The 25011-nt window shown below is 56.3% G+C and carries 32 protein-coding genes and 1 tRNA gene; 15 read left to right on the top strand and 18 right to left on the bottom strand.

The features are described from left to right. Positions 1-17: 17 nt before the first annotated feature. Positions 18-311, top strand: a complete 294-nt coding sequence (locus tag SYN9616_RS14965; protein ID WP_037990577.1) for a hypothetical protein — start codon at positions 18-20, stop codon at positions 309-311. Between the two features lie 72 nt (positions 312-383). On the opposite strand, the gene SYN9616_RS0101840 is transcribed toward SYN9616_RS14965, so the two are convergent. The 4 genes from SYN9616_RS0101840 to SYN9616_RS16970 form a co-directional block, all read right to left on the bottom strand. Beyond that, the gene (locus SYN9616_RS0101840) at positions 384-686 is read right to left on the bottom strand and encodes a hypothetical protein (protein ID WP_028951611.1); all 303 of its coding nucleotides are present in this window, start codon (positions 684-686) and stop codon (positions 384-386) included. 69 nt (positions 687-755) lie between these two features. Beyond that, positions 756-959 carry a hypothetical protein gene (locus tag SYN9616_RS16975; RefSeq protein ID WP_198015118.1) on the bottom strand — a complete coding sequence of 68 codons (204 nt, stop codon included), beginning with the start codon at positions 957-959 and terminating at the stop codon, positions 756-758. Positions 960-1325: 366 nt separating this feature from the next. Then, on the bottom strand, positions 1326-1520 hold the full coding sequence (locus SYN9616_RS0101835) for a hypothetical protein (RefSeq protein WP_028951610.1): 195 nt from the start codon (positions 1518-1520) through the stop codon (positions 1326-1328). Positions 1521-3100: 1580 nt separating this feature from the next. Further along, a complete protein-coding gene (locus tag SYN9616_RS16970) occupies positions 3101-3412 on the bottom strand; it encodes a hypothetical protein (protein WP_156918622.1) in 312 nt (103 codons plus the stop codon). A gap of 146 nt (positions 3413-3558) precedes the next feature. Between SYN9616_RS16970 and SYN9616_RS0101825 the strand changes: the two genes are divergently transcribed. Further along, positions 3559-4134, top strand: a complete 576-nt coding sequence (locus SYN9616_RS0101825; protein ID WP_028951609.1) for a tetratricopeptide repeat protein — start codon at positions 3559-3561, stop codon at positions 4132-4134. Between the two features lie 394 nt (positions 4135-4528). Next, positions 4529-5449, top strand: coding sequence for an NAD-dependent epimerase/dehydratase family protein (locus SYN9616_RS0101820; protein WP_028951608.1), 921 nt, complete (start codon positions 4529-4531; stop codon positions 5447-5449). Here the strand turns inward: SYN9616_RS0101820 and SYN9616_RS0101815 are convergent. After that, a complete protein-coding gene (locus tag SYN9616_RS0101815) occupies positions 5418-5954 on the bottom strand; it encodes a CDP-alcohol phosphatidyltransferase family protein (RefSeq protein ID WP_028951607.1) in 537 nt (178 codons plus the stop codon). The two genes, SYN9616_RS0101820 and SYN9616_RS0101815, sit on opposite strands and share 32 nt — an antisense overlap. 32 nt (positions 5955-5986) lie before the next feature. Between SYN9616_RS0101815 and SYN9616_RS0101810 the strand changes: the two genes are divergently transcribed. Then, positions 5987-6460 carry a CBS domain-containing protein gene (locus SYN9616_RS0101810; RefSeq protein ID WP_028951606.1) on the top strand — a complete coding sequence of 158 codons (474 nt, stop codon included), beginning with the start codon at positions 5987-5989 and terminating at the stop codon, positions 6458-6460. On the opposite strand, the gene SYN9616_RS0101805 is transcribed toward SYN9616_RS0101810, so the two are convergent. Further along, a complete protein-coding gene (locus tag SYN9616_RS0101805) occupies positions 6461-7624 on the bottom strand; it encodes a hypothetical protein (protein WP_028951605.1) in 1164 nt (387 codons plus the stop codon). Positions 7625-7708: 84 nt separating this feature from the next. Here SYN9616_RS0101805 and SYN9616_RS0101800 point away from each other — a divergent pair, with 84 nt between their 5' ends. After that, complete coding sequence (locus tag SYN9616_RS0101800; RefSeq protein WP_028951604.1) at positions 7709-8176, top strand: L,D-transpeptidase; 468 nt, start codon at positions 7709-7711, stop codon at positions 8174-8176. A 21-nt stretch (positions 8177-8197) separates the two neighbouring features. Further along, positions 8198-8467: a hypothetical protein gene (locus SYN9616_RS0101795; protein ID WP_198015117.1), complete on the top strand. Its 270-nt coding sequence runs from the start codon at positions 8198-8200 to the stop codon at positions 8465-8467. A gap of 329 nt (positions 8468-8796) precedes the next feature. On the opposite strand, the gene SYN9616_RS0101790 is transcribed toward SYN9616_RS0101795, so the two are convergent. The 3 genes from SYN9616_RS0101790 to SYN9616_RS0101775 all read right to left on the bottom strand — a co-directional run bounded on the left by SYN9616_RS0101790 (position 8797) and on the right by SYN9616_RS0101775 (position 11311). Further along, complete coding sequence (locus SYN9616_RS0101790; RefSeq protein ID WP_051410910.1) at positions 8797-10221, bottom strand: hypothetical protein; 1425 nt, start codon at positions 10219-10221, stop codon at positions 8797-8799. Between the two features lie 50 nt (positions 10222-10271). Next, entirely contained in the window at positions 10272-10946 is a 675-nt protein-coding gene (gene pdeM, locus SYN9616_RS0101785) for a ligase-associated DNA damage response endonuclease PdeM (protein WP_028951601.1), read from the bottom strand. Positions 10947-11092: 146 nt separating this feature from the next. Next, positions 11093-11311, bottom strand: coding sequence for a hypothetical protein (locus tag SYN9616_RS0101775; RefSeq protein WP_028951600.1), 219 nt, complete (start codon positions 11309-11311; stop codon positions 11093-11095). A 25-nt stretch (positions 11312-11336) separates the two neighbouring features. Between SYN9616_RS0101775 and SYN9616_RS0101770 the strand changes: the two genes are divergently transcribed. Next, on the top strand, positions 11337-12419 hold the full coding sequence (locus tag SYN9616_RS0101770) for a transporter substrate-binding domain-containing protein (RefSeq protein WP_037990574.1): 1083 nt from the start codon (positions 11337-11339) through the stop codon (positions 12417-12419). On the opposite strand, the gene SYN9616_RS0101765 is transcribed toward SYN9616_RS0101770, so the two are convergent. Next, on the bottom strand, positions 12397-12648 hold the full coding sequence (locus SYN9616_RS0101765) for a CopG family transcriptional regulator (RefSeq protein WP_028951598.1): 252 nt from the start codon (positions 12646-12648) through the stop codon (positions 12397-12399). The genes SYN9616_RS0101770 and SYN9616_RS0101765 overlap by 23 nt on opposite strands. Before the next feature lie 108 nt (positions 12649-12756). Here SYN9616_RS0101765 and SYN9616_RS0101760 point away from each other — a divergent pair, with 108 nt between their 5' ends. From SYN9616_RS0101760 to SYN9616_RS0101750, 3 genes are read left to right on the top strand one after another with little or no spacing between them, the layout of a single operon-like run. After that, positions 12757-13368, top strand: coding sequence for a PCC domain-containing protein (locus SYN9616_RS0101760; protein WP_028951597.1), 612 nt, complete (start codon positions 12757-12759; stop codon positions 13366-13368). After that, positions 13346-13594, top strand: a complete 249-nt coding sequence (locus SYN9616_RS14960; RefSeq protein ID WP_232199890.1) for a DUF6737 family protein — start codon at positions 13346-13348, stop codon at positions 13592-13594. Before SYN9616_RS0101760 ends, SYN9616_RS14960 begins: the two co-directional genes overlap by 23 nt. Continuing rightward, positions 13591-14082, top strand: coding sequence for a WbuC family cupin fold metalloprotein (locus SYN9616_RS0101750; protein WP_028951596.1), 492 nt, complete (start codon positions 13591-13593; stop codon positions 14080-14082). Before SYN9616_RS14960 ends, SYN9616_RS0101750 begins: the two co-directional genes overlap by 4 nt. Here SYN9616_RS0101750 and SYN9616_RS0101745 read toward each other — a convergent pair whose 3' ends face one another. Both SYN9616_RS0101745 and SYN9616_RS0101740 read right to left on the bottom strand, forming a co-directional pair. Continuing rightward, positions 14083-14289, bottom strand: a complete 207-nt coding sequence (locus tag SYN9616_RS0101745) for a hypothetical protein (protein ID WP_028951595.1) — start codon at positions 14287-14289, stop codon at positions 14083-14085. Between the two features lie 129 nt (positions 14290-14418). Beyond that, positions 14419-15951: an NAD(P)/FAD-dependent oxidoreductase gene (locus tag SYN9616_RS0101740; protein ID WP_028951594.1), complete on the bottom strand. Its 1533-nt coding sequence runs from the start codon at positions 15949-15951 to the stop codon at positions 14419-14421. A gap of 44 nt (positions 15952-15995) precedes the next feature. On the opposite strand from SYN9616_RS0101740, the gene SYN9616_RS0101735 reads away from it, so the two are divergent. Beyond that, positions 15996-16550, top strand: coding sequence for a rhomboid family intramembrane serine protease (locus SYN9616_RS0101735; RefSeq protein WP_037990571.1), 555 nt, complete (start codon positions 15996-15998; stop codon positions 16548-16550). A gap of 16 nt (positions 16551-16566) precedes the next feature. On the opposite strand, the gene SYN9616_RS0101730 is transcribed toward SYN9616_RS0101735, so the two are convergent. Continuing rightward, on the bottom strand, positions 16567-17145 hold the full coding sequence (locus tag SYN9616_RS0101730; RefSeq protein WP_232199886.1) for a hypothetical protein: 579 nt from the start codon (positions 17143-17145) through the stop codon (positions 16567-16569). Positions 17146-17246: 101 nt separating this feature from the next. Between SYN9616_RS0101730 and SYN9616_RS16255 the strand changes: the two genes are divergently transcribed. Continuing rightward, positions 17247-17459, top strand: a complete 213-nt coding sequence (locus tag SYN9616_RS16255) for a TFIIB-type zinc finger domain-containing protein (protein ID WP_071991399.1) — start codon at positions 17247-17249, stop codon at positions 17457-17459. Between the two features lie 8 nt (positions 17460-17467). On the opposite strand, the gene pepN is transcribed toward SYN9616_RS16255, so the two are convergent. From pepN to SYN9616_RS0101705, 4 genes are all read right to left on the bottom strand, one after another. Next, on the bottom strand, positions 17468-20071 hold the full coding sequence (pepN, locus tag SYN9616_RS0101720) for an aminopeptidase N (RefSeq protein ID WP_028951591.1): 2604 nt from the start codon (positions 20069-20071) through the stop codon (positions 17468-17470). Between the two features lie 42 nt (positions 20072-20113). Next, positions 20114-20485 (bottom strand): glycine zipper 2TM domain-containing protein, encoded by a 372-nt coding sequence (locus tag SYN9616_RS0101715; protein WP_028951590.1) that lies wholly within the window; start codon positions 20483-20485, stop codon positions 20114-20116. A 137-nt stretch (positions 20486-20622) separates the two neighbouring features. Further along, positions 20623-21039, bottom strand: a complete 417-nt coding sequence (locus tag SYN9616_RS0101710; protein ID WP_028951589.1) for a hypothetical protein — start codon at positions 21037-21039, stop codon at positions 20623-20625. A 69-nt stretch (positions 21040-21108) separates the two neighbouring features. Beyond that, positions 21109-21690 carry a hypothetical protein gene (locus SYN9616_RS0101705; RefSeq protein WP_028951588.1) on the bottom strand — a complete coding sequence of 194 codons (582 nt, stop codon included), beginning with the start codon at positions 21688-21690 and terminating at the stop codon, positions 21109-21111. Between the two features lie 106 nt (positions 21691-21796). Here SYN9616_RS0101705 and SYN9616_RS0101700 point away from each other — a divergent pair, with 106 nt between their 5' ends. Together SYN9616_RS0101700 and SYN9616_RS0101695 are read left to right on the top strand one after the other, a co-directional pair. Continuing rightward, positions 21797-22948, top strand: coding sequence for a histidine kinase (locus SYN9616_RS0101700; protein WP_028951587.1), 1152 nt, complete (start codon positions 21797-21799; stop codon positions 22946-22948). Between the two features lie 47 nt (positions 22949-22995). Further along, positions 22996-23068: transfer RNA gene (locus tag SYN9616_RS0101695), tRNA-Glu, on the top strand. Between the two features lie 5 nt (positions 23069-23073). Here the strand turns inward: SYN9616_RS0101695 and SYN9616_RS0101690 are convergent. Then, on the bottom strand, positions 23074-23547 hold the full coding sequence (locus tag SYN9616_RS0101690; protein ID WP_051411065.1) for an SRPBCC family protein: 474 nt from the start codon (positions 23545-23547) through the stop codon (positions 23074-23076). A gap of 223 nt (positions 23548-23770) precedes the next feature. On the opposite strand from SYN9616_RS0101690, the gene SYN9616_RS0101685 reads away from it, so the two are divergent. After that, positions 23771-24949, top strand: coding sequence for an FAD-binding oxidoreductase (locus tag SYN9616_RS0101685; protein ID WP_028951585.1), 1179 nt, complete (start codon positions 23771-23773; stop codon positions 24947-24949). Positions 24950-25011: the final 62 nt, after the last annotated feature.

Genomic DNA, 25011 nt, shown 5'->3' with positions numbered 1-25011 from the left:
TTTATAAAAATTTCTTCATGACCTCTCAAACCGATCAATCAGGCGCACATCGAGCGCTGAACCAATTGCTTCAAGCACTTGTTCCAAACATGGCTCAGCAGACCTCTGCCATGGCTGAAGATCCTGGCGCACGCCTTTCTCGCTGCATTGAACTGCTGAAGGTTCAAGCCTCTGAAGCAGCCTCCTTGGTTGCAGATTGCGCTCCGCAAGGACGCCCAATGCTTGCTGATGCACAACACAAATTGGCGTGCCTTGAAAGCCTGAAACTTCTGGAGACGATTGTAAATGGAACAAACAATCGCAACCACTAACGAAACAACGAAATATTAAAAAGTGAGAAATCCTATCAACAACCGATTACGCAAGAGCAATCCAAACCGCAATCAATACATCACAAGACAGATCAGATAGATCAAAAGGGACAAGCCGAAAACGGATATTCCAACCGAGGTCTTGATCCTCATCCACTTCTTATCCCACTTATAGGGAGCCATCACCAAAATAGAAAAGAGCGTCGAAGCTGCATACAAAACCAGCGTATGTTTTGGTTGCTCCTTTGACACAAGAAGGACTATGCCATGCCACAGAAAAATCACCATCGATATATATGAAGAGATCGCCCCGATGTTGTAGAGCAGTTCTTTTCTTTTGATCAGCTGCTTCGACAGGGCCTCGGAGATTGCCATTCCGGATCAAATGCCGATTTGATTCATGATACTCAGTACAACGCAGTCATCAACACAATGCACACGCTTTCACCAGAGCAAACATCCCCTTAGATGATGGAGGGCCAGATATTTTGAGTCCCTTGATTCACTGACTCCGTATCCCTGGCGAGCCAGTAGCAAGCCAATGCCGGTGAAGGGCGAGCGCCGCATGGCCATGGTCGGCATGCGATGAGCCAACCTGGCACTGCTGTTGCCGCACCTGCGACCTTCGTTCCCGTGGCCTGACGTCATGAAGATTCTGGTGATGGGTGGAACCCGCTTTGTGGGCAAGCAAAAGAAGACTCGCAATTGAGGCTATGACTGGATTTCATTCCTTTTTGAATAGCCGGGCCAGGGCATTTTTTAGGGCATCCAGGCAGCGCGGCTGACTTAGGACGGCTGAAAGCGCAATGCTTAGAAGAGGTGTATCACCTATCAATACTTTTGTATGAACTGACTCGGAATTGATATCAGGTGACGTACGTGTTTGAAGGCTGCAGGAGCTGTGCCGGTCAACGCCGAGAAAACCAAACGTGTCCTGGCCAGCATCCCGATTGAGCTAGTGGAGCCGATGCAGGCCTTAGCCAAGAGAGACAACCGGTCTTTTTCAATGGGTGGCTACTGCCGCAATCGAAGCCTTAGCTGCTCGTTCTCAGCCAGCAGATCAGCCTTGACCACCTCTGACGACAGCTGAATCTCAAGAAAAAACAGCGCCAGTCCCAGCACAACCAGGCCGACACCCGGATCCTTTAGCTCGAGCCCTTGCGTAGCAATGCGGCCCATCTCGATCTGCGGCCCCCAGCTGATGTCCATGCCTTTCCCCCGTATATCCATTCTGATTCCGCCGACTCTGCGACCAGCTCAGGAATGCGATCTGCAGGCATCGTGTTCAGTTGAGCCTTTGCTGTTACGAAGATGACTACGATGGTTCGAAATTTGAATCGTTTGTTCTTACTAAGGCTGATAGCCATGGCCGCACTCATGGCTGCTCCAGCAGCAGCTGCAGATCTTGTCGGTCGGTATCGTTGCGTCGGTAGCAATCCCAACGGCGGCCAATATCAGGCAAACATCGTTATTGAACGTTCAGGCGACGGGTATCGGTTGACTTGGACGATCGGAGGAGCAGTTCACCATGGCATTGCGATTCGAACTGGCAATGTGTTGGCCTCGAGTTGGTCCCCTGCCCCTAATCAACACGGGATTGTGTCTTACAGGATTGGAAGGAGAGGGAATCTCAGGGGGCTTTGGGCGCAATATCCCGATGTTTCGCGTCTCTTCCCTGAGGACTGTGAACCGACACGCTGATCAAGAGATCCGCAGGCGAGCGGAAGGCTTCAAGCAGGATGGGGATGAAATGTGTATTCCCTAGTCCCAGAAAGGCATTGACAATTGATTGGCTACTTTCATTTCACTAATTGTCCATATCAATGTTTAAGCAAATATATTATTTAAGCAAAATATTAAGCAAAGTGCAGGTACGGTAATTACGATAAAGGAAAGTTACTGCAATCAATATGGTCATTCTTGACGTCTTTAGGTTGTAAGTATCTACTCCAACAAAACATGAAACGACCGAGGCTTTCAACACCCCACGATTTTGAATATGCAATCAAGTGGGAGGAATTACGTTCTGAATACTTTCGATTGCGGGGCCAAGTCCAGCTTGCTGAACATTCAAACAGTCTTAAGCATGAGTTGGAGTGGCGGCTTGCGCTCTTGAATCGAAAAAATAGCGATCAGCCTAGTGACCAGTTAACGAATCCAGGGTGGTATCCCCGCTCAGAATCGTTTACGCATGCTGGATGGTCTACAGATGCGAAAGTCCCTGTATCGGCTTAGGCCGACCAATTGGCTGATGCAAATATTCAATATCTTGTTTCATCACAAGCTTTATCTAACTCTCAATAGTTATTAAAAGCCTGACTAGGAGCTGCTGAAAGAAGGTGTCTACAAAGTAGTGGAGAGAGTTTCATAGAACTAGCCTGAAAGAACAAATGATGTTGAAGACGATAACTAGGGAATAGGTTTGAGTGGACAATTTGGATATTCTTCCAATACAATTTTCATCCCTTCATTCCACATAACCTTTTCATACTCTTTATCTGGTCCTTTTCCAAGTCCTTTCTCTGTCTCTGCAAATATCTTTGGTGTTATTTCACCGGCCTCCCTTAGCATACAAAGCAATGTAAACCCAGTTATCGATGACATATACACTCCTGTTCCAAAACATGCGTCCAATACTTTTTCCGAAGCTTCACAGGTTTTTTTATCTGCTCAGGTGTCGGAGAGGCTTGAGCTGGTGCTGCTGAAAGAAGCAGTGTACCGATGAGTGGAATGAGTTTCACAGGGTTTTATGTTGGGTAGTTGGTTAGATTCAAAGAATTCAAGCCGAATCATATTCTGCAATCAGGTTCTTGTGACCTGACTAGTTTGATAGCTGCTGCTAGTGCAATAAGTTTATATTGTTCTTTTGATTCTCTGGTGTCTTGAATAATCGCTTTTTTCACTTCAGGAGGTACGTAACCGTTCTTCTCTAAGCTGCATAAAAGAATAAGCATTCCGTGATAATAACTTGCACCGCATACTGTCGAAGCCTCTACGCTGGCAGAGCAAACTTCAGCAAGATCGAACTCCTGAGCTTTTATTGGAATTGCAGAAAGAACTAGTACACCGATGAGTGGAATAATTCTAAGTAATGACCTCATAAAAACTGACATAATTTTGTTAAGCCTATTATCGGGTGTATTGGGGCGCAGTACAACCCTATGGTGGGGTTTCTGTGTTGGCAGACCAGATACAGACAGGGATCGTCAATTAGGGCTAGAGATGGACTAGCCATACAGCCTTAAGGATGCCTCGCTTCACAACAGCCTTTGCCGCTGCCTTGGCCTTGTTCTTGCCATTAGGACGCCCGTTACTGGTAGGGCTTACTCCTGCTGTTGGAATTGGAGCAGGGTTGCTGTCAACGCAGACAGCCTACGCACAGAATGCTGTCGATCTGTTGAATTCAGGGCTTGATAAAGCAAAAAGTGGAAATCTAGAAGGAGCCATTGCTGATTGGACCAAGGCAATCGAGATTTATCCTCAATATGCCCTTGCCTATTACAATCGTGGGCTTGCGAGAAAAAAATTAGGCGATTTCAAGGGCGCCATTGCTGATTACACAAAAGCAATTAAAATCAACCCTAATTATGGTAGGGCCTATAACAATCGTGGTAATTCTAAGCATAATTTAAAGGATTATCAGGAAGCAATTGCTGACTATACAAAGGCAATTAAAATTGACCCCAATGATGCAGACTACTACTACAATCGTGGCAATTCAAAGGAAGAATTAGGTGATCTCAAAGGAGCTTGCACCGATTGGAGAAAAGCAGCTGAGCTTGGGGATACGGACGCTGCTAAATGGGTAAGAAATCAGTGCTGACATCTGACGCTGTCTGATTTCAACTCTTCCAAAGCATTCCCTGTCAGCAATGGTGGGGTTAGAAAGTGGGCAGTGCGTTATCGAAAAAAATGATCAAGATTTTGATTCAGCAAAACTGATTTATCGTTCACTGTTTGTATTGTCAATTGCTCCAGACGTTGATTTAACTCCACAGGGACTGGGCAGTCTCCTAAGCCGATCCCGCAACAAAGTTTCCCAGTGGTCCCGATCCGCCTTTCTCGGTGCCAATGCCCTAGCGGCGGTTTCCACATATTGGGGTAGTAGTAGGTGATTTAGGCAATTCATAGGGCATTTAGCTTTGGAACCGTCCAGAACAGCTTCGGAAGCTTTACTCAGTCTTTGACTACGTTTTTCACTCTTAAGGCCTGATTTCATGCGAATCCTTGTGATGGGCGGAACCCGCTTTGTGGGCAAGCCGCTGGTGGCCCGTCTGCAGGCTCAGGGCCATGCGCTCACCCTGTTCACCCGTGGCAAAAACGCTGTCCCAGACGGAGTGGAACATCTCAGCGGAGACCGCAGCAGCCATGAAGGGCTGTTGCCTCTGCAGGGACGTGGATTCGACGTGATTGTCGACAGCTCAGGGCGAAAACTCGACGACAGTCGACGCGTGCTGGAACTCACTGGAGCCCCCAGCCATCGTTTCGTTTACGTGAGTTCGGCCGGGGTCTACGCAGCCTCGGAGCTCTGGCCCCTGAATGAATCCAGCCCCACAGACCCCCAGAGCCGCCATGCCGGCAAGGCTGACACGGAAAACTGGCTGCGCTCCGAAGGCATTCCCTTCACAAGCTTCCGCCCCACCTACATCTATGGACCGGGGAACTACAACCCGATCGAACGATGGTTTTTCGATCGCATCGTGAACGACCGCCCTGTTCCGTTACCAGGAGATGGAAGCACCATCACACAGCTCGGGCATGTGGAGGATCTCGCTGAAGCCATGGCCCGATGCATCGACGTGGAGACGTCGGCCAATCGCATCTACAACTGCTCTGGCAGCCAGGGGATCAGCTTCAAGGGACTGATCCAAGCTGCGGCGGTGGCCTGCGGCAGGGATCCGGATGGCGTTGAAATGCGTTCGTTCGATCCCTCCGGCCTCGATCCGAAGGCTCGCAAGGCCTTTCCGCTGCGCATCAGCCATTTCCTGACCGACATCACGCGGGTTCAACGGGAACTGGCCTGGCAGCCCAGATTTGATCTGGCGGCAGGGCTGGCCGACAGTTACCGGAACGATTACACCCTCAGCCCAACCAGCGAGCCGGATTTCAGTTCAGACTCCCAGCTGATCGGGGCTTGAGATAAGCCACGGCTGAGGTCATCGCCAACAGCAGCGATGGCCAGAACAGCCACCAGCCCACCTGAACCAGAAGTGAAGATCCACTCCAACCCGGCGGCCAGAGAAGCAGCAGCAGGGATACGAACTGCAGGATCGTTTTGATCTTCCCCCCGCTTGACGCGGGGGCCCCATCCAAGGCCTGGGAACGCCATCCGGAGATCAGCAGTTCCCTGGCCATCAGCAACCAGATCGCCCAGGACGGCAAGGCTCCCGTGGAGGCCAGCCAGATAAGAGGTGCTGCAATCAGCACTTTGTCCGTCAGGGGGTCGAGGCGAGCACCCCAGCTGGACCCTCCACCGGCTCGGCGGGCAAGCCAACCATCGGCGGCATCGCTCAGGCCAGCCAGCAACAGCAGCCACCAAGCCAATCCATACCACCCTCCTTCGAAAGCGAGGATCAATGGCAAGCCCACCACTGCCCGCGCCACGGTGAGGCCATTGGCTGTGGAGCGGAGCAGGGATGCCAACAGCGCAGAATGCGAGAAGTCGTACCCAAATCATGGTCCTGCAGCTGACGGTCGCTGATGTGATGACTCAGCCGGTGCTCAGCGTTAAGGCAGACACCTCATTGCAGGACGCCGTGCAGCTGATCAGCGACCACCACATCAGTGGTTTGCCGGTTGTGGATAACGACGGAGCCTTGATCGGCGAACTCACCGAACAGGACCTGATGGTGCGGGAAAGCGGGGTGGATGCGGGGCCTTACGTGATGCTTCTGGACAGCGTGATCTATCTCCGCAATCCCCTCAACTGGGATCGCCAGGTGCATCAGGTTCTTGGCACCAGCGTGGCCGATCTGATGCAACGGGATACCCACAGTTGCCTTGGGACCATGCCGTTGCCGAAAGCCGCGTCCCAGTTGCACGACAAGAGCACACAGCGCCTGTTTGTGTTGGATGAAGCCCGTCGTCCTGTGGGTGTGCTCACCAGGGGCGATGTGGTTCGCGCCCTGGCTTCCCACAAGGACGCGTGATCACTCGCTTTTGCGAATGGCGATCGCAATCGGCTTGATCATGCGGAACTCCACATAATCCCCAACGTTCAACGTCTTGGCCGGATCACCTTTGATCCCTTCGCGAACATCAAGGTTGTGAACACCACCGAAGGGACCGCGAAGACTCACTTCATGGTCTTTGGCTGACACTTTCACCACCTCCGCCGTGCCGGTCGCCATGGCTACCCGAGCACCTTGGCGAACAGGCCCGAAGTCTTCAGAGAGAATCATGTCCTCGCGACGAAAGCTGAGGCGTTTGACGGGACTGCGACGCAGATCCACGACAAGACCATCCAGTAAATCAATCGTCACGGTGTCACCAACAGCCAGTCCGGAGGACGAGAGGTCCACGCCACTGGTGATCAGCATGGAGTGACCATATGGACTCTGGATCTCCAACACACGATCTGCTGGGGAAAGACGCATCACCTTGCCCTTCACCTTGGTGATTTCGAAGGCCTGGAGCAGTTCCGCCTTGAGCGTTGCATCACTGTTGACGATCTTCGCCACCAACGGCTGAGCATCGGTGGTGCCTGGAATCCCGTCAGCAACGGCGATGCGATCCAAACCGACCGCCACAGGCTGAATCAAACGAAAGTCCACCACGTCGCCAATCTTCAACCTGGGGAAGAGATCGTCACTGGCATCCACCACAACATCCAGGTTGTGAATGCCACCCAGGGGGCCCATCAGGCTGATGCTGCGGTCCTCGCTGGACACCTTGATCACCCGAGCAGTTCCCGAGGCAAGCGCCACCCTCATCCCCTTCTTAAGCGGGCCCATATCGGTGGGAATGATGATGTCTTCCCTGTCGAAACTCAGCTCCCGGGAACCGCTGAGCGTCAGATCGACCACCAGTCCATCCAGCACCGAGACATCGACGCCGTCACCCACTTGGATTCCAAGCGGAGCCATCTCGATTCCGACCGTGATGATCTCCTTGTGCCCCTCGGGATCAACAATCTCCAGAACCTTCTGATCCGGAAGGACCGTTGTGACGGTGCCACGGACATGGGTCACCTCAAAACCGGCCAGCTGTTCCGGCGAAAACCCCGCCCGTCCCGGCGCTATTGATGTCAGAGCAGAGAGAACGGCTACGCCGCTGGCGAGCAAAGCGCGACGGAATCCTGAAGACAGGGCCATGGGGCGGAGACAGTCATTTCGACGGTCTGACGCTAGCCCCTTTCAAATAGGTCAAAATGCCTGCGTTGAGCGTTGCAGGAGCCCATGACCATCCGTCCGATTCTGCTGGCATCACTAATCAGCGCCGCCGTTGGGGTTGCTGGAGTGACTCCGGCTCAGGCGGAAACGTCCATCCAGATCAGCCTGAAGAATCGCTACCTCACCCTTTTCGATGACGGCAAGGTGATCGGTAAATATCCGGTCGCTATCGGGGCTCCGGAATCGCCAACTCCTGCAGGAAGCTATGCCATCACAAAGATGGAGCCAGCTCCGACTTATCACAAGAAAGGCAAGGTGATCGCCCCAGGGCCGAAGAATCCGGTCGGGGTGCGTTACATGGCCTATGTGCAGATCGGAACCGGTGAATATGCCATTCACGGCACCGCCTGGCCCAACTGGGTCAAACTTCGCTCCGCAGTGAGTCTTGGTTGCATCCGGATGCTCAATAACGACGTGATTCAGGTCTTCAACCGCGTCAAGGTCGGCACGCCGGTGCTCGTCACCACCAACTGAAATCCCAACTTTCTCTGAACCATGTTCCGTGTTCTGCTGATTGCCGTCGCCACCGTGATGCTGCCTGCAGCAGCCCTCTCAAGCCCCACACAGGAAACCAAGGAAAATGATTTTCTTGATCTGGTGGATGGCGAAGGAAACATTCTTATCCAGGGGATGGGAATTGATGGCGTGAATGCAAAAGCCCGCGCGCAGGGCCTGCGATTTCCCGCTCTTGGATATTGGTCTCCCGAGGGGCATTGCTTCCAGAAACCTGCCGCAGGGGACTGCAATGGTGTGTTCAAAAAATAAACAACTTCTTTCACCAGCCAAAACATTCAAGGACGGACCAGGTGGCCAGCTAAAGGCTCAAATTTTGAATGCGTGATGAGGCACAACGAGAACGGAATGTTTACTTATCTGGAGATTATCAATTAGGACAAATTGAGTTGATGATAATATATTCCACGCCAGCAAGCCAAGTAGTTTGAATTCAAGGCAGCTTGACAATAATCAAGAGCCACCTTTCATATCACTCAACAGAACTGGATTTTTTGAGCAAGCAACTTGACCAATTGATTTAAGCAATTCCAAGAATTAAATGATCGACATTCACAAAATCCATGACATGACACGGGCGGCTAGTTCATTGCTGGTGGTAGTGGCAGCGGCATGGGATTAACCGGCGGCAGCGGGGGTAATTCCGGCGGCGGCGGTGCCCCGATGAGTTCGTCCTCAACCGATGGCGTGATGTCGTCTAATGGCGCCTGAGGCTCATCCACAGGCGGCTTCACGTTCACCGACTCCTCAAGAGTTTCAGGTGGTTGAGGCTGATCGAGTGCGTTTTCGAGCAGGACCGGAGGAGGAAGATCCGGGGGCAAAGGAGGGTTGACGGCCCCACCATCCCAGTCGTCATCCATCTCGGCGGGCTGATCGCGCAGCACCAGAGGATCCGCCGTGATCGGTGGTTCCCGCAGCGGTGAGCGATCGGGATCTTGCTGCGGCTGATCCTGCAGCCCCTCACGCGGCTGCGGGTTGGGCGAAGGCGCCCAGATCATGCGTGCCAGTGGCTCGACCCCCTGCTCCATCACCCGGTTCAACCCGGCCAGGGCGCGATCGGTGAGATGGGCTCCAAAGACCTGTACACAGTCGAGAGGACCTTCACACTGGCTCTCTCCCGGAAGCTTGGGGGTCAAATCCTCCAAAAGACTGCCTCGAAGTGGGGTTGTTCGCTGACTCATTCGCAGCATGTAAGGCACATGCACAAAGCTGGTGGCTCCGCCACTGATCCAGTTGGCGTCCTCTTCTGTGAATCCCTTCACGCCGGGAATGATGAAGCGGCTTTTGGAGGCATGGTCCGGCATGTATGCCGCCAGATAGCCGCGCCGGCGGGAAAGATCTTTGGTCTGCTCAAGGGTGAGTCCGTCCCGACTCATCAGCACCTCCAGCTTTCCGTCATCCCGAAGCCCCATCACCATGCGGATACGCGGCAGGTAATACCGGATCCGCTGCCCCATGCTTTTGCTGTAAGCACCCTTGTAGGACTCAGGGGGCTCTTCAAGGTCGTTGAAGAGACTGTGCAGCCCCCCGATGAACGTGTTGTAGGTGCGGCTGCGCTCCTCCGTGAGTTCCCCATACCCGAAATCCACACTGCCGTCATGTCGGATCCCCACAAAGGCACGCTGCCTGGAGGCCGTGCGGTTCCGCCCTTTCCAAACCCTGGCGCCGAACTTCAGATCACCCAGAGGAACTGTGATTTCCTGTCCTGCGTTATCGATATGGCGTTCGTACATTGGCCCAGACACATAGGCCAGAGCAGCGAGATCTTCGTAAGCGTCCTGTTCCCGATCCCAACCCTCGAGCAGATCAAAACGAACCTTCCGAGGATCCAGCTCGAGGGCGTAGACCTCATCATCCGGGATGTAGTCGAAAGGTTCTCCCCGATCGGGACGCGCGGATGAGTCCGAAGGCGCACTCTCCATGCGTTCGGGAGTCCCTGGAGCAATCGCCACCAGTCCGGCAAAAACCACCACTGGCAACGCCAGCACAAGCCAGCGTTTCCGCATGCGTCGACGCCGCGGTCGACGGAGCTGCGGTGCGGGGCTGGGTCGGGATATCACGCCGACCGCCTTCTTTGGGTTTGGGGGTGGGGACTGAACCAAGGAACGATGGCCTCATCAGCCACCAGCCATTGGCGGTAACGGTCGCCGCAGTCATGGCCTCCCGTCAACTGTCCGAAGGCTGGAATCACCAGACGAGGACCATCCGGGTCGAAGGCGAAGCACGGAAGCCTGAGCCGATCAGCGCTGCCATGAATCCTTGTCATGGGGTGCAAATGACCACAGACATTGAGTTGATCCGGCTGCGGCGATGCCTCGGGAGCATGGCTCAGCCAGAGCTGACCCAGGGCCTGCGACGGTTGCTGTGGCAAGCCTTCGAACCAGCTGTGCCGGTCATGATTCCCCCCAATCAAGGAGACCTCGGCTCCGCTGAGATCAGGCAGGGCCCGCAGGGTGTCCCGCAGCCGGGGCGTCAGACCGACGCGAGCATGAATCAGATCACCCAGTAAAAAAATCCGCCGAGGCTGCCAACGATGGCAAAGCTCAAGCAGGGGATTGAGGGTGCCACTGTCGGCATCGCTGGGGATTGGAATGCCATGGGCCTGGAAGGTTTCTGCCTTGCCGAGGTGCAGGTCGGCAAGCAGCAGCTCATGCCCCTGAGGACGCCAGAGAGCCCGTTGCGGCAGCAACACAAGCTCCTCAGAGCGCCACTGCCAGACGAGCTCTCCCATCAATGAGCCTGGGCAACAAGATCAAACGCTGACTGAATCGGGAGGCAAGCTCCGACCATCAAGCCCAATTGCAGCCTTGAACCATAGTTTGGCGTGCTCACTGCATCCAAACCACCTCCCAGGCGAAACGCAGCTTTTGCAGTTGATCAGTGCCAACCTGGACCAATCAGCGACTCCCTGATCCGTCCATGACCGTTGCCCTTCTGATCGCCCTGGCCGGCTCTCTGGCAGCGATGGCCGTGATCGTCCGGCGGCTCGAGCAACGATGAACCGGTGATCGGGCTGTCGTTCTGATCCGTCGTCCGATTGATCAATGCTTCATCACCAGCCGCCGTTGCCCTTTTGCCTCCAGGAATCTGTGCCACTGTTCGGTGAGATTCCGACGAGCGGATGATCCGGCCCAGGCTCCTGATCAGCAGCCTCTCGGCAGTGATGGTGGTGTTGATCAGCGGTGCGGCGCCTCTGCTGGCGAAACCGCTCAAGGTCGGCGTGACAGGAACACCACCATTCGTCACCAAAACAGGGTCGGGATTCAGTGGGATCAGCGTTGATGTTTGGCGAGAGGTTGCTGAGGAAAACAAGCTCACCTACGAGCTGATTCCCCAGGAGTCCCCGGATGAAGGCATCCGGGCGGTCGACAGTGAGGCCATTGATTTACTGGTTGGCCCGATCAGCATCACGCCAAGGCGTTTGGCCATCCCTGACGTCAATTTCACGCAGCCATATTTCTTCGCCAAGGCAGGGGTCCTTGTGCCCAAGAGTCCACCGACGCTGTTCAGCCGCTTGCAGGTGTTTTTCGGCAGAGCGGTGATCTCATCTGTTGTGGTTCTGATCGGCGTGCTCGCCGCAGTGGGCACGCTGGTTTGGCTTGCCGAACGGCACCGCAATGAAGAAGCGTTCCCGAAGCCGGCGGTCGCTGGGATCAGCAGTGGGATGTGGTTTGCCCTGGTCACTCTGACCACAGTCGGCTACGGAGACAAAGCGCCGGTGACGCGCATGGGCCGAACGATCACGTCCATCTGGATGGTGATGTCGTTGATCGCTGTTTCGTCCCTCACCGCCAGCCTTGCGTCTGCCTTCACCCTGTTCCTCTCCGGTGCCGCGGACACCCCGATCACATCGGCCAAGGATCTCGCCCAACGTCGGGTGGCTGTGATTCAGGGCACCAGTGGCATCAGGCTGGCCGAAAGCGGCAACATGAACCAGGTGGCGGCACGGAATCTTGCTGCCGCCATTGAGATGGTGAATCAGGGCCAGGTGGACGCCATGATTTTTGATCGTCCTGCGATCCGGTATTACCTGAAACAGAATCCTGAGATGAAGGTCAAGCTCGCCCCCTTCACGCTCGCCGAGGAAACCTACGGTTTTGCATTCAAAACGGGCAGCCAGCTGAATACTCCCCTGGATGTTTCGATCCTGAAACTGCAACGAAACGGGACGGTCGAGAAGCTCACAAGTCAGCAACTCGACTGATCACCGCATGACGGCGCAGACCGTCTTCAATCAAAAAAGACGCCAGATTTCCACAGCTGCGTCCCTCCTGCAGGGCATGCCGCTTGAGATCGTCCATCACCCCCTGCGGCAAGGTGACGTTGATCCGCTCGGAACTGGCGGCATCCGCCACCTCACCTGCGCTGAGGGGGGCAGCCCCCTGCTCGAACCGCTGCTGCAACTCAAGCCGCAACTGCTGGAGAATTGACACCATTTCGTTACTGAAACGTATCTATATCGTATCTAAATCGTGCCAACAGCGGCTTTGCCTTGTTCGTGTGATTCTCCACGTAATCTGGCCTGTCGTTTCTTCGATGCCATGCGTTCATTGCCGCTGAAATTGGCTCCCGGCAGTGACCTGCGCCTCAGCATCGAACAACTGGCTGCAGAGCAACAGATTTCGGGCTTTGTTCTCGGCATCGTTGGCAACCTCTCACAGGCCGCTTTCCAATGCCCTGGCCAGGCAGAGCCCAGGGTTCTCAAGGGTGATCTCGAGGTCATCACCCTGAATGGCAACTTCACGCCCCAGGGCGTCCATCTCCACCTCAGCCTCTCGGACGGTGCCTGCCAGGTTTGGGGAGGGCACCTTGAGCCGGGAACCCTTGTGCAGAAGGGGGTTGATCTACTGCTGGGCATCACGGACCAGGTTCAGTCCCAGACCCTTCAGCCTGCCGATGCCGCAGCGAATCCTCGGCTGGAGATCGCGGTTTTACCGGGCTGCCCCTGGTGCGCTCGGGCCCTGCGGCTGCTGAGGACCCTCGACCTCCCGCATCAGGTGGACACCGTGAACGGTGACGACGATTTCAAGCGCTGGCAGAGCCGCAGCGGGATGACGACCTTCCCCCAGGTGTTCGTTGATGGACAGCTGATCGGTGGCTACGACGACCTCACGACCTTGCATGCATCCGGTGAGCTCGAAGCCCTCCGCTGATCAACCCTCAGGAGAGCAACCCCGCTTCTGGTCGCTGAAACCCTGGTGGTGCCAGCCCTGGAGCATCCTCCTCACCGGCTTGGTTGTGGTGGCTGGATCCTGGTGGTGGCCGCAACGCATCTGGATCACGCTGCCCCTGGGAGTTGCTGTTGCCGCCTGGTGGACCTTGTTTCTGGTGCTTGTTCCGGCGGCGTATCGCAACGGCAACCTCAACGAGATCGAATGACCAAACACCAGCCGCTACAACGCTTGGATCAGGATCTGTTCGATCGAGTAGCAAAAGAGGCACGCCAGGGGAGCCGGCTGCGCATGAATCACAACCTGCATCAGGCGAACGACCTTGTTCAGCGGTTCATCAATGTGCTCCAACCAGGAACCTATGTGCGCCCCCATCGCCATCTCCGCGACCAAGAGGGGGAAGGATTTGAGTGCTTTCTCGTGCTCCAGGGAGCTGTGGGACTTCTTTTGCTGAACCAACAGGGTGAGGTCACCCATCAGGAGCGCCTCGATGCCTCTGGACCTCTACAGGGCATCGAACTGGCTGAGAGTCAGCTGCACACTCTGGTGGCTCTGGAGGCTGACACCGTCATTTTCGAGCTGAAGCAGGGTCCTTACCAACCAAGCAGCGACAAGGACTTTCTCGCTGGATTCCCCCTGGAAAACACACCTGACGCAGAAACTCAGGAACAACGCTGGCGTGATCTGTTCACATAATCAGGAGGGAACTGATCGGGACGCCTCCCTGAACCGGTGCTTTTCATCCAACAGTTCACTTTCAAGCTGCTCGATCAGGCGGGAGACCAGGGCCTGGAATTCAGGCTGACATCCTCGAAATGCCGCTTTGTGGCGAATCGGTTCGTTGCGCGTGCGCAGATCTGTGAGCATCAGCTCAAGAGCGTCGATCTTGGCGTTGCTGTTCATGCCTGGCAGGCGACCGGAAGGGAGGTTATGACACGGCTCCGTTGCTATTGCACAGCGTGTTGAGCGGAACCTCCGAAAAGGCGGCCTGAGACCAATCCAAGCGATGGACGGCCAGGTTGCGACACATCGTCAGATCCCAAGTTCCCGCAACAGTTCAGCCTGAGCCTGACGACCCAGAACGGCGTGGGCAGCCAGAGCACCACTCGCCGCCACGGGGGGAATGCCGATCCCGGGGAAGGTGCTGGCTCCACACATCCACAGTCCTGACAGAGGTGTTGTCACACCTGGGAAGAGTCCCTTCGCCGCTGAGAGGGCAGGGCCGTAACTGCCTTCATGGACATTGAGAAAGCGACGGTGACTGAGGGGAGATCCCTCCATCACCACCTTGCAGCGATCGCGAATGTCCGGGATCTGCTGCTCCAGCACCGTCCAGAACACCTGACAGCGTTCGCTCTTCAGGCTGTTGTAAGCCTCACTTCCCCGTTTCAGGTCTCGCCAGAGCTGCCAAGGCTCATTGGCCGGCGTATAGCCATGCAGCACATGCTGGCCGGACGGGGCCATCCCGGGATCCAGCACCGATGGGACGGACAGAACCACAGCATTGCGTTCCGCCGTGATGCCACGCCGCCAATCCCCCACCCATACGGTGTGGATCGGAAGATCCTCCAGGCCATCGGCGGCAAAGCCGAGATGAAGATGCAGAAAGGACTGGCATGGCGGCGTGCCTGCCCTCTGGCGCTGCCAACTTCTGGCGACATCATCCGGCAACAGGGCCAGCGTGCTCCAGACGTCAGCGTTGCTGACAACAGCATCGGCCTGGATCCGCTCACCACTGCTCAGGGTCACGCCACAGACACGATCGGCATCGAGCTGGAGGGCTGCGACGCGGCTGCCGCAGCGCAGGGAACCGCCGTGTCGCTCCAGACCTTCAACAAGAGCCGCTGCGACCGCGGCACTTCCGCCAACGGGGTAATCCAGATGAGCATCCGGCTGGAACCATTCCCCGAACAAGGTGGCCATCGCAGCGGCGTTGGTGTCTGCCGTGGGCATGCCGCTGATCAGAAAGCAGAGCAGATCCACCCAGTTGCGCAGGAAGGGGTCTTGAAGGTGGCGATTCACAAGCGGGCCAAAACTTCCCGCCAGATGACGCATGGCGGGGAGATGGGGCAGTAACTGACGGCCCCTGCTCCACATCTGCTGCAACACCTCAGCTCCAGGACGCAGGCTGAGCAGGGGTAAAGCGGCGGCGGCGGCGGCAATCGGCTGCAGCACCTCGCCGAACGCCTGCCACTCGGCAACAGCCTGCGGTCCGCGCAGATCCCTGACCACTGCCTCGAAGTCTTGACTGCCGACGCCGACACGCAGCTGTCCCTCCGGCAACAGAACATCCCAGTCGCTGTATCGAATCACAGGCAGAGGCTGGTCCAGAGCCCTGAGAATCTGCGCAAGTGGATTCGTGGTGGGCCAACCACTCAGACCACTCCAGAGCGAAGGTCCGGACTCGAACTGATAGCCATCACGCTCAAAACCATGGGCCGCACCGCCGGGCTGGCTGTGGGCTTCAAGCACCAGGACCTCTTTACCGGCACGGGCACACAAACCGGCGCAGCAGAGACCTCCGATACCACTACCAATCACCACCACGTCGACTTTGCCGCTCACCCGCCGACCAGCGCTTTGGTCATCATTGTGTCCACTGCCTTGCGATGGTGCCGTCACGTTTCTGGTTTCCGGTGCTGCTTCTGGGCATGGCCTGGTGCCAGGAACTTGTGGATCAACTGCTGTTCTCTGGTCAGTGGAATCTGCCGATGGGTCCCGGACTGCCGATCTGGGGTGTGATCACAGCCCCCTTCAGCCATTCCGGTTTTGCCCATCTGATCTCCAACAGTGTTGTTTTCTTGCCCTTGAGCTGGCTGGTGCTGACCAGTGGGACCAAGGACTACCTGGCGGTCTGGGCGGCGGTGATCACGATCAACATTCCCGTCGCCCTGGCCTGGCCCACAGCCAGCCATGGTTTGTCGGGAGTGATCTATGGCCTGCTCGGCTATCTGCTGTTGATCGGCTGGCTCGAGCGCAGGATTCTTCCACTCCTGCTGGGGGTGTTGGCGTTCTGGCTCTATGGCTCCGCCCTAGTTGCTCTGATCCCAGGGGTGTCACCTGCAGGCGTGAGCTGGATCGGTCACGCCGCTGGATTTCTGGGTGGCATTCTCTCCGCTCTGGCGGTGTACCGGGAACCCCTGAATAACAGCACCCTGCCCTGAACATCGAGATCCATATTCACGCCACGCTGGCATCAACATCAACAATGTCTGGTGAAGTCAATTCTTCCAGGGAGCGATAGGAATATCCCCCGGAGCTATTTCCGTACGGCACAGTCGAGGAATTGCTTTGAGTTTCAGACTCATCAGACATTGGCGTGAAATTCGTTTCCTTTCCTTCTTTCGAAGAGTCGGAATCGGATGATTTCGTTGGCCGTGCCTTAATCAGGAAGTCACCAACCATGGATTCATGGGAAGTGCAGTAGAAAAACAGCTGTCCTGAGTCTTCAAAATCGGATCGGAATTTTTTGCCGATACTGAGCTGAAACGTTTCTTCTCCAGAAATTCCATCATCGAAACTCCCGTCCCCTTTGATCTTGATGGTCTTTGAGTGTCTTTGATTGAAACCAACATCGCTGATGTAAAAAGGATGCGACTCAGCCATCTCTTCACGGCTAAACACGTAGGTTTTCTTTGGATTGATCTTTAAATTCTTGATTACCTTTCCCTTCGAATTTTTAAACGTATAAAACGGAACGTTTAAATCCCCCGCACTAACAAAAATCTCAATCGGCTGTTTTTTTGCGGATCGTTCCAAACCCACCGACGCGTTGGGAGAATGCTGTGAACAGCCCGACATGGTGTTTTGGTCAAGTGGCGATAAATTAGCGATTAGGTTTAACTGTCGGCGGCAACACCTTGTCTCAAGCTGTCTGCCGGAACTGCGGCAGCCGTTCCTTCCGGGCAGATCGTTCTCTGGGCGGACGACTGATCTGCCAGAGCTGCGGGACGCCCGCAGGATCGCGTCCGGTGCGCGCGCCCTCGGTCCGAACAGGGCGACGTCGACCCAAGCTGTGGCTGACACTGCTGGTCATCACCATTGTTGTGTTGGTGGTTCTGTCGGCTCTCTGAACCTGTGGTTAGGCCAGCAACATGCTCACCACTTCACGGGTGTTCGTTGAGAGCTCAGCGGACGCCAGTGCCTCGATCGCTGTGCGCATCTCCTGCTGCCGTTGCGTGCCATAACTGCGCCAACGGCTGAACACCTTGGCCATTCGAGAGGCAGTGACCGGATTGCGCTTGTCCACTGCAGCAATCTGCTCAGCCATGAAGCGGTAGCCATGGCCTCCGGCGGCATGAAAGACCAGCACATTGGCTGCAAAGCCGCCAAGCACCGCCCGCAGCGAGTTGGGAGCGAGCGGATCGAAACGTGGATGCTGCATCAGAGCTTGCACCCTCTCCAGGCCATCCGCTCTCGGCATCGACGCTTCCTGGGCAAACCATGAATCGAGAATGACCGGACGGTCCTGCCAGCGATCGAAGAACACAGCCGACGCTTCTTCGCGTTCCCGGCAGGCAATTGGATGCAATGCCCTTAGGGCGGCACGCGCCAGTGTCATTGAGGAACCGGACACCGCCTCCAGTGCCTGCTTGCGTGACTCCTGATGACCAGCGGCCACGAGCCAACTCCAAGCAACTGCCGTGAGCTGGCGTTCTCCTTGCCCTTCAGGCCAGGATTGATCCCAGCCCGCTTGGCAGCGCTGGAGCAACGCCTGCATCGGCTGTTCCAGGCGAGCGCCCAGGGCAGAACGAAGATCGAGTGCCGCCTGGAAGAGCGCGGGGGGATCCACTGGAGACTGAAGCGCTTCCAATTCCGCCAGGCCCGGCAGGCTGAGCAGGGTTGCCAACTCTGAGCCCTGTGACAGGTCTACCTCGACCAACCGCTGGTTGATGGACGATGTGAGCGCCTCCTCGACATCAGACTTGACTGACCCGGCGGAGCGAGCCAGCAGAACCTGCCGGAACAAGCGCTGGCCGGCATCCCAGCGGCTGAAGGGGTCGTTATCAGCAGCGAGAATCTGCAGGTTCTCTGCCAACGGCATCTCCATGGTCAGCGTCACCGGCGCTGAAAAGCCACGCAGGATGGACAGCGCCGGAGGCTGAGCCTGAGGGTTCGTTGTGATGGAGAGGCTGGCCTCCTCGGCGTCCAGGATGAACAGCTGCTCATCCGTGAGAGGACCATCGGGACCGATCAGGGCCAGAGCCACAGGCAGAACCAAGGGATCTTTTTGCTTCTGTCCGGGGGTTGCAGGCGTGGTCTGGCGGAAATGCAGGGTTAGCTCACCACGTTCAGGTTCCCAGTGACGCTCAACCTGGAGTTCAGGTGTGCCGGCCTGGTGATACCAACGCCGAAACCTCTCAGGATCGAACCCGAGATCTTCTCCACCCGCAGAGGCTCCGGAAAGAACGGCGTCGACAAAATCCTCCGTCGTCGCAGCGGTCCCATCAAATCGACTCACATAGGTCGCCATTCCCTTCATGAACCGCTCCTGACCCAGCAGTGTGCGCAGCATGCGGATCAGTTCAGCTCCTTTCTCATAGATCGTTGTTGTATAAAAGTTATCGATCGCCTGGTATTCACTGGGTTTGACGGGATGGGCTGTCGGCCCTGCATCTTCACGAAATTGAGTGTTGCGAAGCGTCGAAACATCCTCAATGCGTTTCACTGCCGGAGAGTGAAGATCAGCGGTGAAGCACTGATCGCGATAAACGGTTAGGCCCTCTTTTAGAGAAAGCTGAAACCAGTCTCGACACGTAATGCGATTGCCTGTCCAGTTGTGGAAGTACTCATGGGCAATGACGCTTTCGATCCGCTCAAGCTCTCCATCAGTGGCGGTTTCCGAATCAGCCAGAACAAGCTTCGAGTTGAAGATATTCAGACTCTTGTTCTCCATTGCGCCCATGTTGAAGTGGCGCACGGCGACGATGTTGTATTCATCGAGGTCGTAGGCCAGCCCATAGACCTGCTCATCCCAAGCCATGGCCCGCTTCAGAGAAGCCATGGCATGGGCTGTGTAGGGCTCATCACCTCGCTCAACGTGCAGACGAAGGGTGACCTCACGCCCCTGTGAGGTGACGTAGTGATCGCGAATCTCCTCGAGATCTCCTGCCACCAGAGCAAAGAGATAGGAGGGCTTGGGATGGGGGTCTTTCCATGTCACGGCATGGCGGTTGCCAGGCAGATCCTGTGTTTCCGTTGCATTGCCATTGCTCAGCAAGACCGGGCAGCTGGCGCGGTCCGCTTCAATGCGGACCGTCCAGCGACTCAGCACGTCGGGACGATCCGGGTGATACGTGATCCGACGGAACCCCTCCGCCTCGCACTGACTGGTGAGCATGCCGCCACTGGCGTAGAGGCCCTCAAGCGACGTGTTGCGATAAGGATCAATGCGACAGCGAAGACTGAGCGCGAACGGCTCCGCCGGAGGTTCGGGGATGGAGAGTTCATCGCCTGATTGCCTCCAGGCTCCATCGGGCAGAGCCTCTTCATCAATGGCAATCGACTCGATTTCAAGCTCCACGCCACGGAGCTCCAAGGGAACTCCTGCCTGCTGTGGCTCCAACAGCAGGCGACTCGTCACAAGCACATGGTCCGAACGAACATCCACGTTCAGGTGAATGTCTGGAAGTGCAAAGGGCCAGGGGGTGTAATCCACCAGGCGGATCGGAGCAGCAGCAGCCATCGCGACGCCTGAACTCAATGTGGACTGATCCTGACGGATCAATCACCAGGGCAGCGGTCCACGACCGGCACCTGTGTTGCAACCCATCTGTGATCCGAGCAAGGCCCCAAGGGGAACAGCCCAGCTGCGGCCGTCATCTCTGGACGCCACGTAACCAAGTCCACCGCCAACAATGCCACCGATCAGCCTGCCCCGATTGCAGCGCCGCTGAGCCTCTTGATAAGGATCCGGGTAGGCGGTGTTGGCGTAGGGATTTCCTGGATAGGTGGCCGGGTACGGCATCGGCGCTGCAGGGGCCACCGGGTAGATCTGAACGGGAGCCGCTGCAGACCAATGCTGGGCACGTGCCGGGAGAGCAGCGGCCAGCAGCGCTCCACAAATGGCCAGGGCCGAAAATGGGAAAAACTTGTTCATCGATCAGTCGTCAGAGAACTTGAGCCCGAACGCGTCCGGACCACCCCACAAAAGCCCTCTCCAACGACTGAGATGCGTCCGAACCTTCAGACAGCTGCTTCAGAATGCAACTGCCTGGATCAGACGAGGCGCTGTGCCTAGGAGCCTCTCTTTTTCAGAGCAGCTTTGATCTTGTCCTGAACATCTGTGGGAATCGCTTTCGGGCAGGCCGTCATGGCTCTCAGAAGCACCTGCTCTTCGGCACCGGCAAGCATCTGTTCTTCAGTCAGCGTCTTGCCCTTGAGCGAAGCAACCTGTCCGTTGTGACGCCCTTTCAGAATCTGGGCATATGTGGTGCTGGAGATCCCCAGTGCCTTTGGAAACTCAACACCGTTGAGAGCTGCCATGCAGAAAAAGGACGTTCCCATGGCCTGGTAGACGGCAATGTCCGAATTGGAGGCAGGGGTTGCCTTAGCAGCAGCTTGTTGTGCGTTCGCCGCGGTGCCGGTCAGGGCGAGGGGCGCCAGAAACGCAGGTACAGCTAGGGCTCCGAGGAGTGTTTTGCGGAATTTCAACGTTCCGAGACGTATAAGACGCACATATTTTCACCTACACAATCCAAAAAACCGGCGGATGTGGCCCGATCACTCGTCTGGTATGGGGGGCAGGGGATCCTCCAGACGGATCTCATGGTGATGCTCAACGATGGCCAGCTCTCCATTTTCCCAGCTGTAAATCGCTCGATAGCGATATCGGTCCTGGTCCACCAGACGGATGTGCTCAAGGATGTCCCATTGCAGGTAATGAGACTCAAGAATGGTTTCGTGCTCATCCACCTGGCGAAGCCTGGTGCGAACGGGATCAGCGTTCAAATAGCCACGACTGCGTTGCAACTGATGCCCCCAGAGGGTGGCTTCCATCACTCCCTCAGCCTCATACCAAGGCTTTCGTGCGAAAAACTCATTCGACTGTCCCGCTTCAGGCCACCAGCTGAAGCGGTAGCGGGTCTCGCCTGCTTGAGGCTCTGCGAAAGCCTCCATTTTCAGGTTCATATCAAGATGCAACACCTGGTCATCACTGAACATGTATTGACGGCGTGAACGCCAGACGCCGAGATTGCGGGAGAACCACCGCCGCAAATTGCTGTCCACCTGAATGGACGGAGACTCCGGCACATTGCCCGGAGCCGTGAGTGGAACCCGGTTGTTCGCGGAGAAAAGCGACATATCCGGCTCTCAAGACGCACTGAAACCTTCTCTGTCTTCTTAGCCCAGATGCCGTCTCAGTCAAAAACCCATAAGGTGAGCCTCCGATTTCCAGACCGGATACCGCGTGAATGAGGCCGGTCCCAAGGGTCGCCAGCAGCTGCAGCTGCTGCTGGTGGCTGCCCGTCATCACCTGTCCGGCAACGATTTGCGCTCCTTGGTTCTCTACCTGGAGCGTGAGGATGTTGGCTTTGAAGTGACGCTGCAGCTGGCTGATCCAACACAACAGCCTGAGTTGCTCGAACTGCATCGCCTGGTGGTGACACCGGCTTTGATCAAGCTTTCACCGTCGCCGAAACAGGTCTTTGCCGGCAGCAACATCCTTCAGCAGCTGAAGGGATGGGTTCCTCGCTGGCAACAGGACGGCGTCGTCAGCGGCCTTGGACTGAGCCTCAGGCCCACTGAACTCGACGGCAGTCGAACCCAGAAAGAACTGCAGCTGGAGGACCAATTGTTGGTCCTCCGTCAGGAAAACGAGACGCTGATTGATCGCATCCATGCCCAGGAGCGGCTGCTGCGCATGGTCGCCCACGAACTGCGCACTCCCCTTACAGCAGCGGCGTTGGCCCTGCAAAGTCAACGACTGGGGCAGATCGACATGGATCGCTTTCAGGACGTGATCACCCGGCGACTGGAGGAGATGGAGGCCCTCTCCAAAGACTTGCTGGAGGTCGGAACCACACGCTGGGAAACGCTGTTCAATCCCCAGCGACTGGATCTCGCCAGCGTGTCCGCCGAGGTGATCCTTGAACTCGAGAAGCTGTGGCTTGGCCGCAATGTTGAGATCCGCACCGACATTCCGATCGACTTACCCAAGGTGTTCGCTGATCAACGGCGGATGCGACAGGTGCTGCTCAACCTGCTTGAGAATGCCCTCAAATACACTGGTAATGGCGGCCATATCACCCTGACGATGCTTCACCGCACCAGCCAATGGGTTGAGGTGAGCGTCTGCGACAGCGGGCCTGGCATCCCTGCTGGAGAACAGCAGCGAATCTTTCTGGACCGGGTGAGGCTCCCGCAGACGTCCAACCAAACCACTGGTTTCGGCGTGGGACTGTCTGTTTGCCGCCGCATCGTTGAAGTTCACGGCGGACGCATCTGGGTGGTGTCTGAACCTGATGAAGGAGCCTGCTTCTATTTCACAGTTCCGATCTGGCAAGGCCAGGGACAGGAATGGGGTCAGGCTGTCTTGACGGAGGGTGAGGCGGACCCGTAGCTTTTGGACGTGATCGGGAGCACAGAAGGCTCACGGCTCACGGCCTCGCCCCCATCGTCTAGAGGCCTAGGACACCTCCCTTTCACGGAGGCGACAGGGGTTCGAATCCCCTTGGGGGTATGACATCAGTCGTATTTCTGCCATCGGCGGAGCCCTTCCCTCTCCACAGCTGAAAGGTTGCTGGAAAGATCGTCACGAAGACGCTCCTCAATCAATCCGATCGGCATGCCCAGACATCCCTGAACAGTGAGCTCGTAGAGCAGTGATGACCCATCGGGAAGGCTGCGCACTCTCCATGAACCCTCAAATCGCCTGAAATCTCCCTTGAGCATGCGGAACTGAAGCAAGCCCTCCGGCCTGAACTCGGTGAGCTCCAGCAAAACTTGTGCAGAGAAACGCAGACCTAGCAATTGCTGGCTGCCAACCTGCTGCAGGCGAACGGTCTTGCCGTCTTTGTAAACGAGTTGACTGCTAACAAGATTGGGAATGAACGTTTCGAGCCGTTCGTAGTCCGTGAGAACCTGCCAAAGCACGTCAACTGGGATCGAGGTGCGCAACTGCACAGCAAGACGACGAACCCCCTGGGGCATCCGTTCCATCGTCTGCTGAATACTGTCCTCCCTGGCACCAGAGGCATCCCGGAGGTTGTTACGGAAGAGTGCCTGGTGGGAAACCAATGCGGAACCTTGCCTAGATGAGACGAATCACTTTGTGATCTTAAGGAAGTCACCCAAAAAATATTGCAGAAGATCCGGAAACAATCCAAACAGTGATGAATCCGAGGCCATGCCTATAGTCTCGCCACTCGAAAGCAGAACTGACATGCAGGTGCCGAACGCCACGGCTGGTGGAACGTCGTCTTCTCTTTTCACCATTGTCGCCAGCGGCATCCAGGCCGGTTCAGGCAGCTCAGTAACCCGGACTTACCGCGTTGCAATGGAGGGTTTGAACACCATCTACAAGCGCTTGAGTGCTTCTGGGGCCAAAATCTTAAGTGTGTCGCCTGCTGGTGAGAACACTCCCACAGCGCCAGCGACCACCTCCAGTGCACCCGCCCCGAAAGCCGTGACAACGACGCCTGCCTCCGCACCGGCTCCGAAAAAGCCGCATGCCAACGTTCCCGTCAACACCTACAAGCCGAAAACGCCCTTTATGGGCACGGTCACCGAGAACTACGCCCTCGTCCATGAGGGCGGCATTGGTCGGGTCCAGCACATCACCTTTGATCTTTCCGGTGGTGATCCTCAACTGGAATACGTCGAGGGACAGAGCATCGGGATCATTCCTGAGGGGGAAGACGCCAAAGGCAAGCCCCACAAACTGCGCCTGTATTCGATCGCCAGCACTCGCCACGGTGATGATCTCAAGGACAACACCGTGTCCCTTTGCGTTCGCCAGCTGGAATACAAGAATGATGCTGGAGATCAGATCTACGGCGTCTGCTCCACTTTCCTCTGTGACATCGAACCGGGCAGCAAGGTGAAGATCACCGGTCCGGTCGGCAAGGAGATGCTCCTTCCCGAAGATGAGGACGCCAACATCATCATGTTGGCCACCGGTACCGGCATCGCCCCGATGCGGACCTACCTGCGCCGCATGTTCGAACCTCGCGAACGCGACGCCAACGGCTGGACATTCCGCGGCAAGGCCTGGTTGTTCATGGGTGCGCCCAAGACTCCAAACCTGCTCTATGACGCCGACTTCGAGCACTACGAGCGCGAATTCCCGGATAACTTCCGCTACACGAAAGCCATAAGCCGCGAGCAACAGAACGCCAAAGGCGGCCGGATGTATATCCAGGACAGAGTTCTCGAGCACGCTGATGAAATCTTCTCGATGATTGAGAACCCCAAAACCCATGTGTACATGTGTGGACTGAGGGGCATGGAACCCGGAATCGATGAAGCGATGTCAGCAGCAGCAGCAGCCAAGGGGCTCGACTGGTCTGAACTGCGGCCTCAGCTGAAGAAGGCCGATCGCTGGCACGTCGAGACGTACTGAATCCAGCAACCCGGATATCTGAAGATTCAGATCTCTCCAGGCCCACCCTCAGGGGTGGGCTT

The organism is Synechococcus sp. CC9616, assembly GCF_000515235.1.
Lineage (GTDB): Bacteria > Cyanobacteriota > Cyanobacteriia > PCC-6307 > Cyanobiaceae > Parasynechococcus.
The sequence above is the reverse complement of the archived record's forward strand: the minus strand, read 5'-3'. Positions and strand labels throughout refer to the sequence as shown.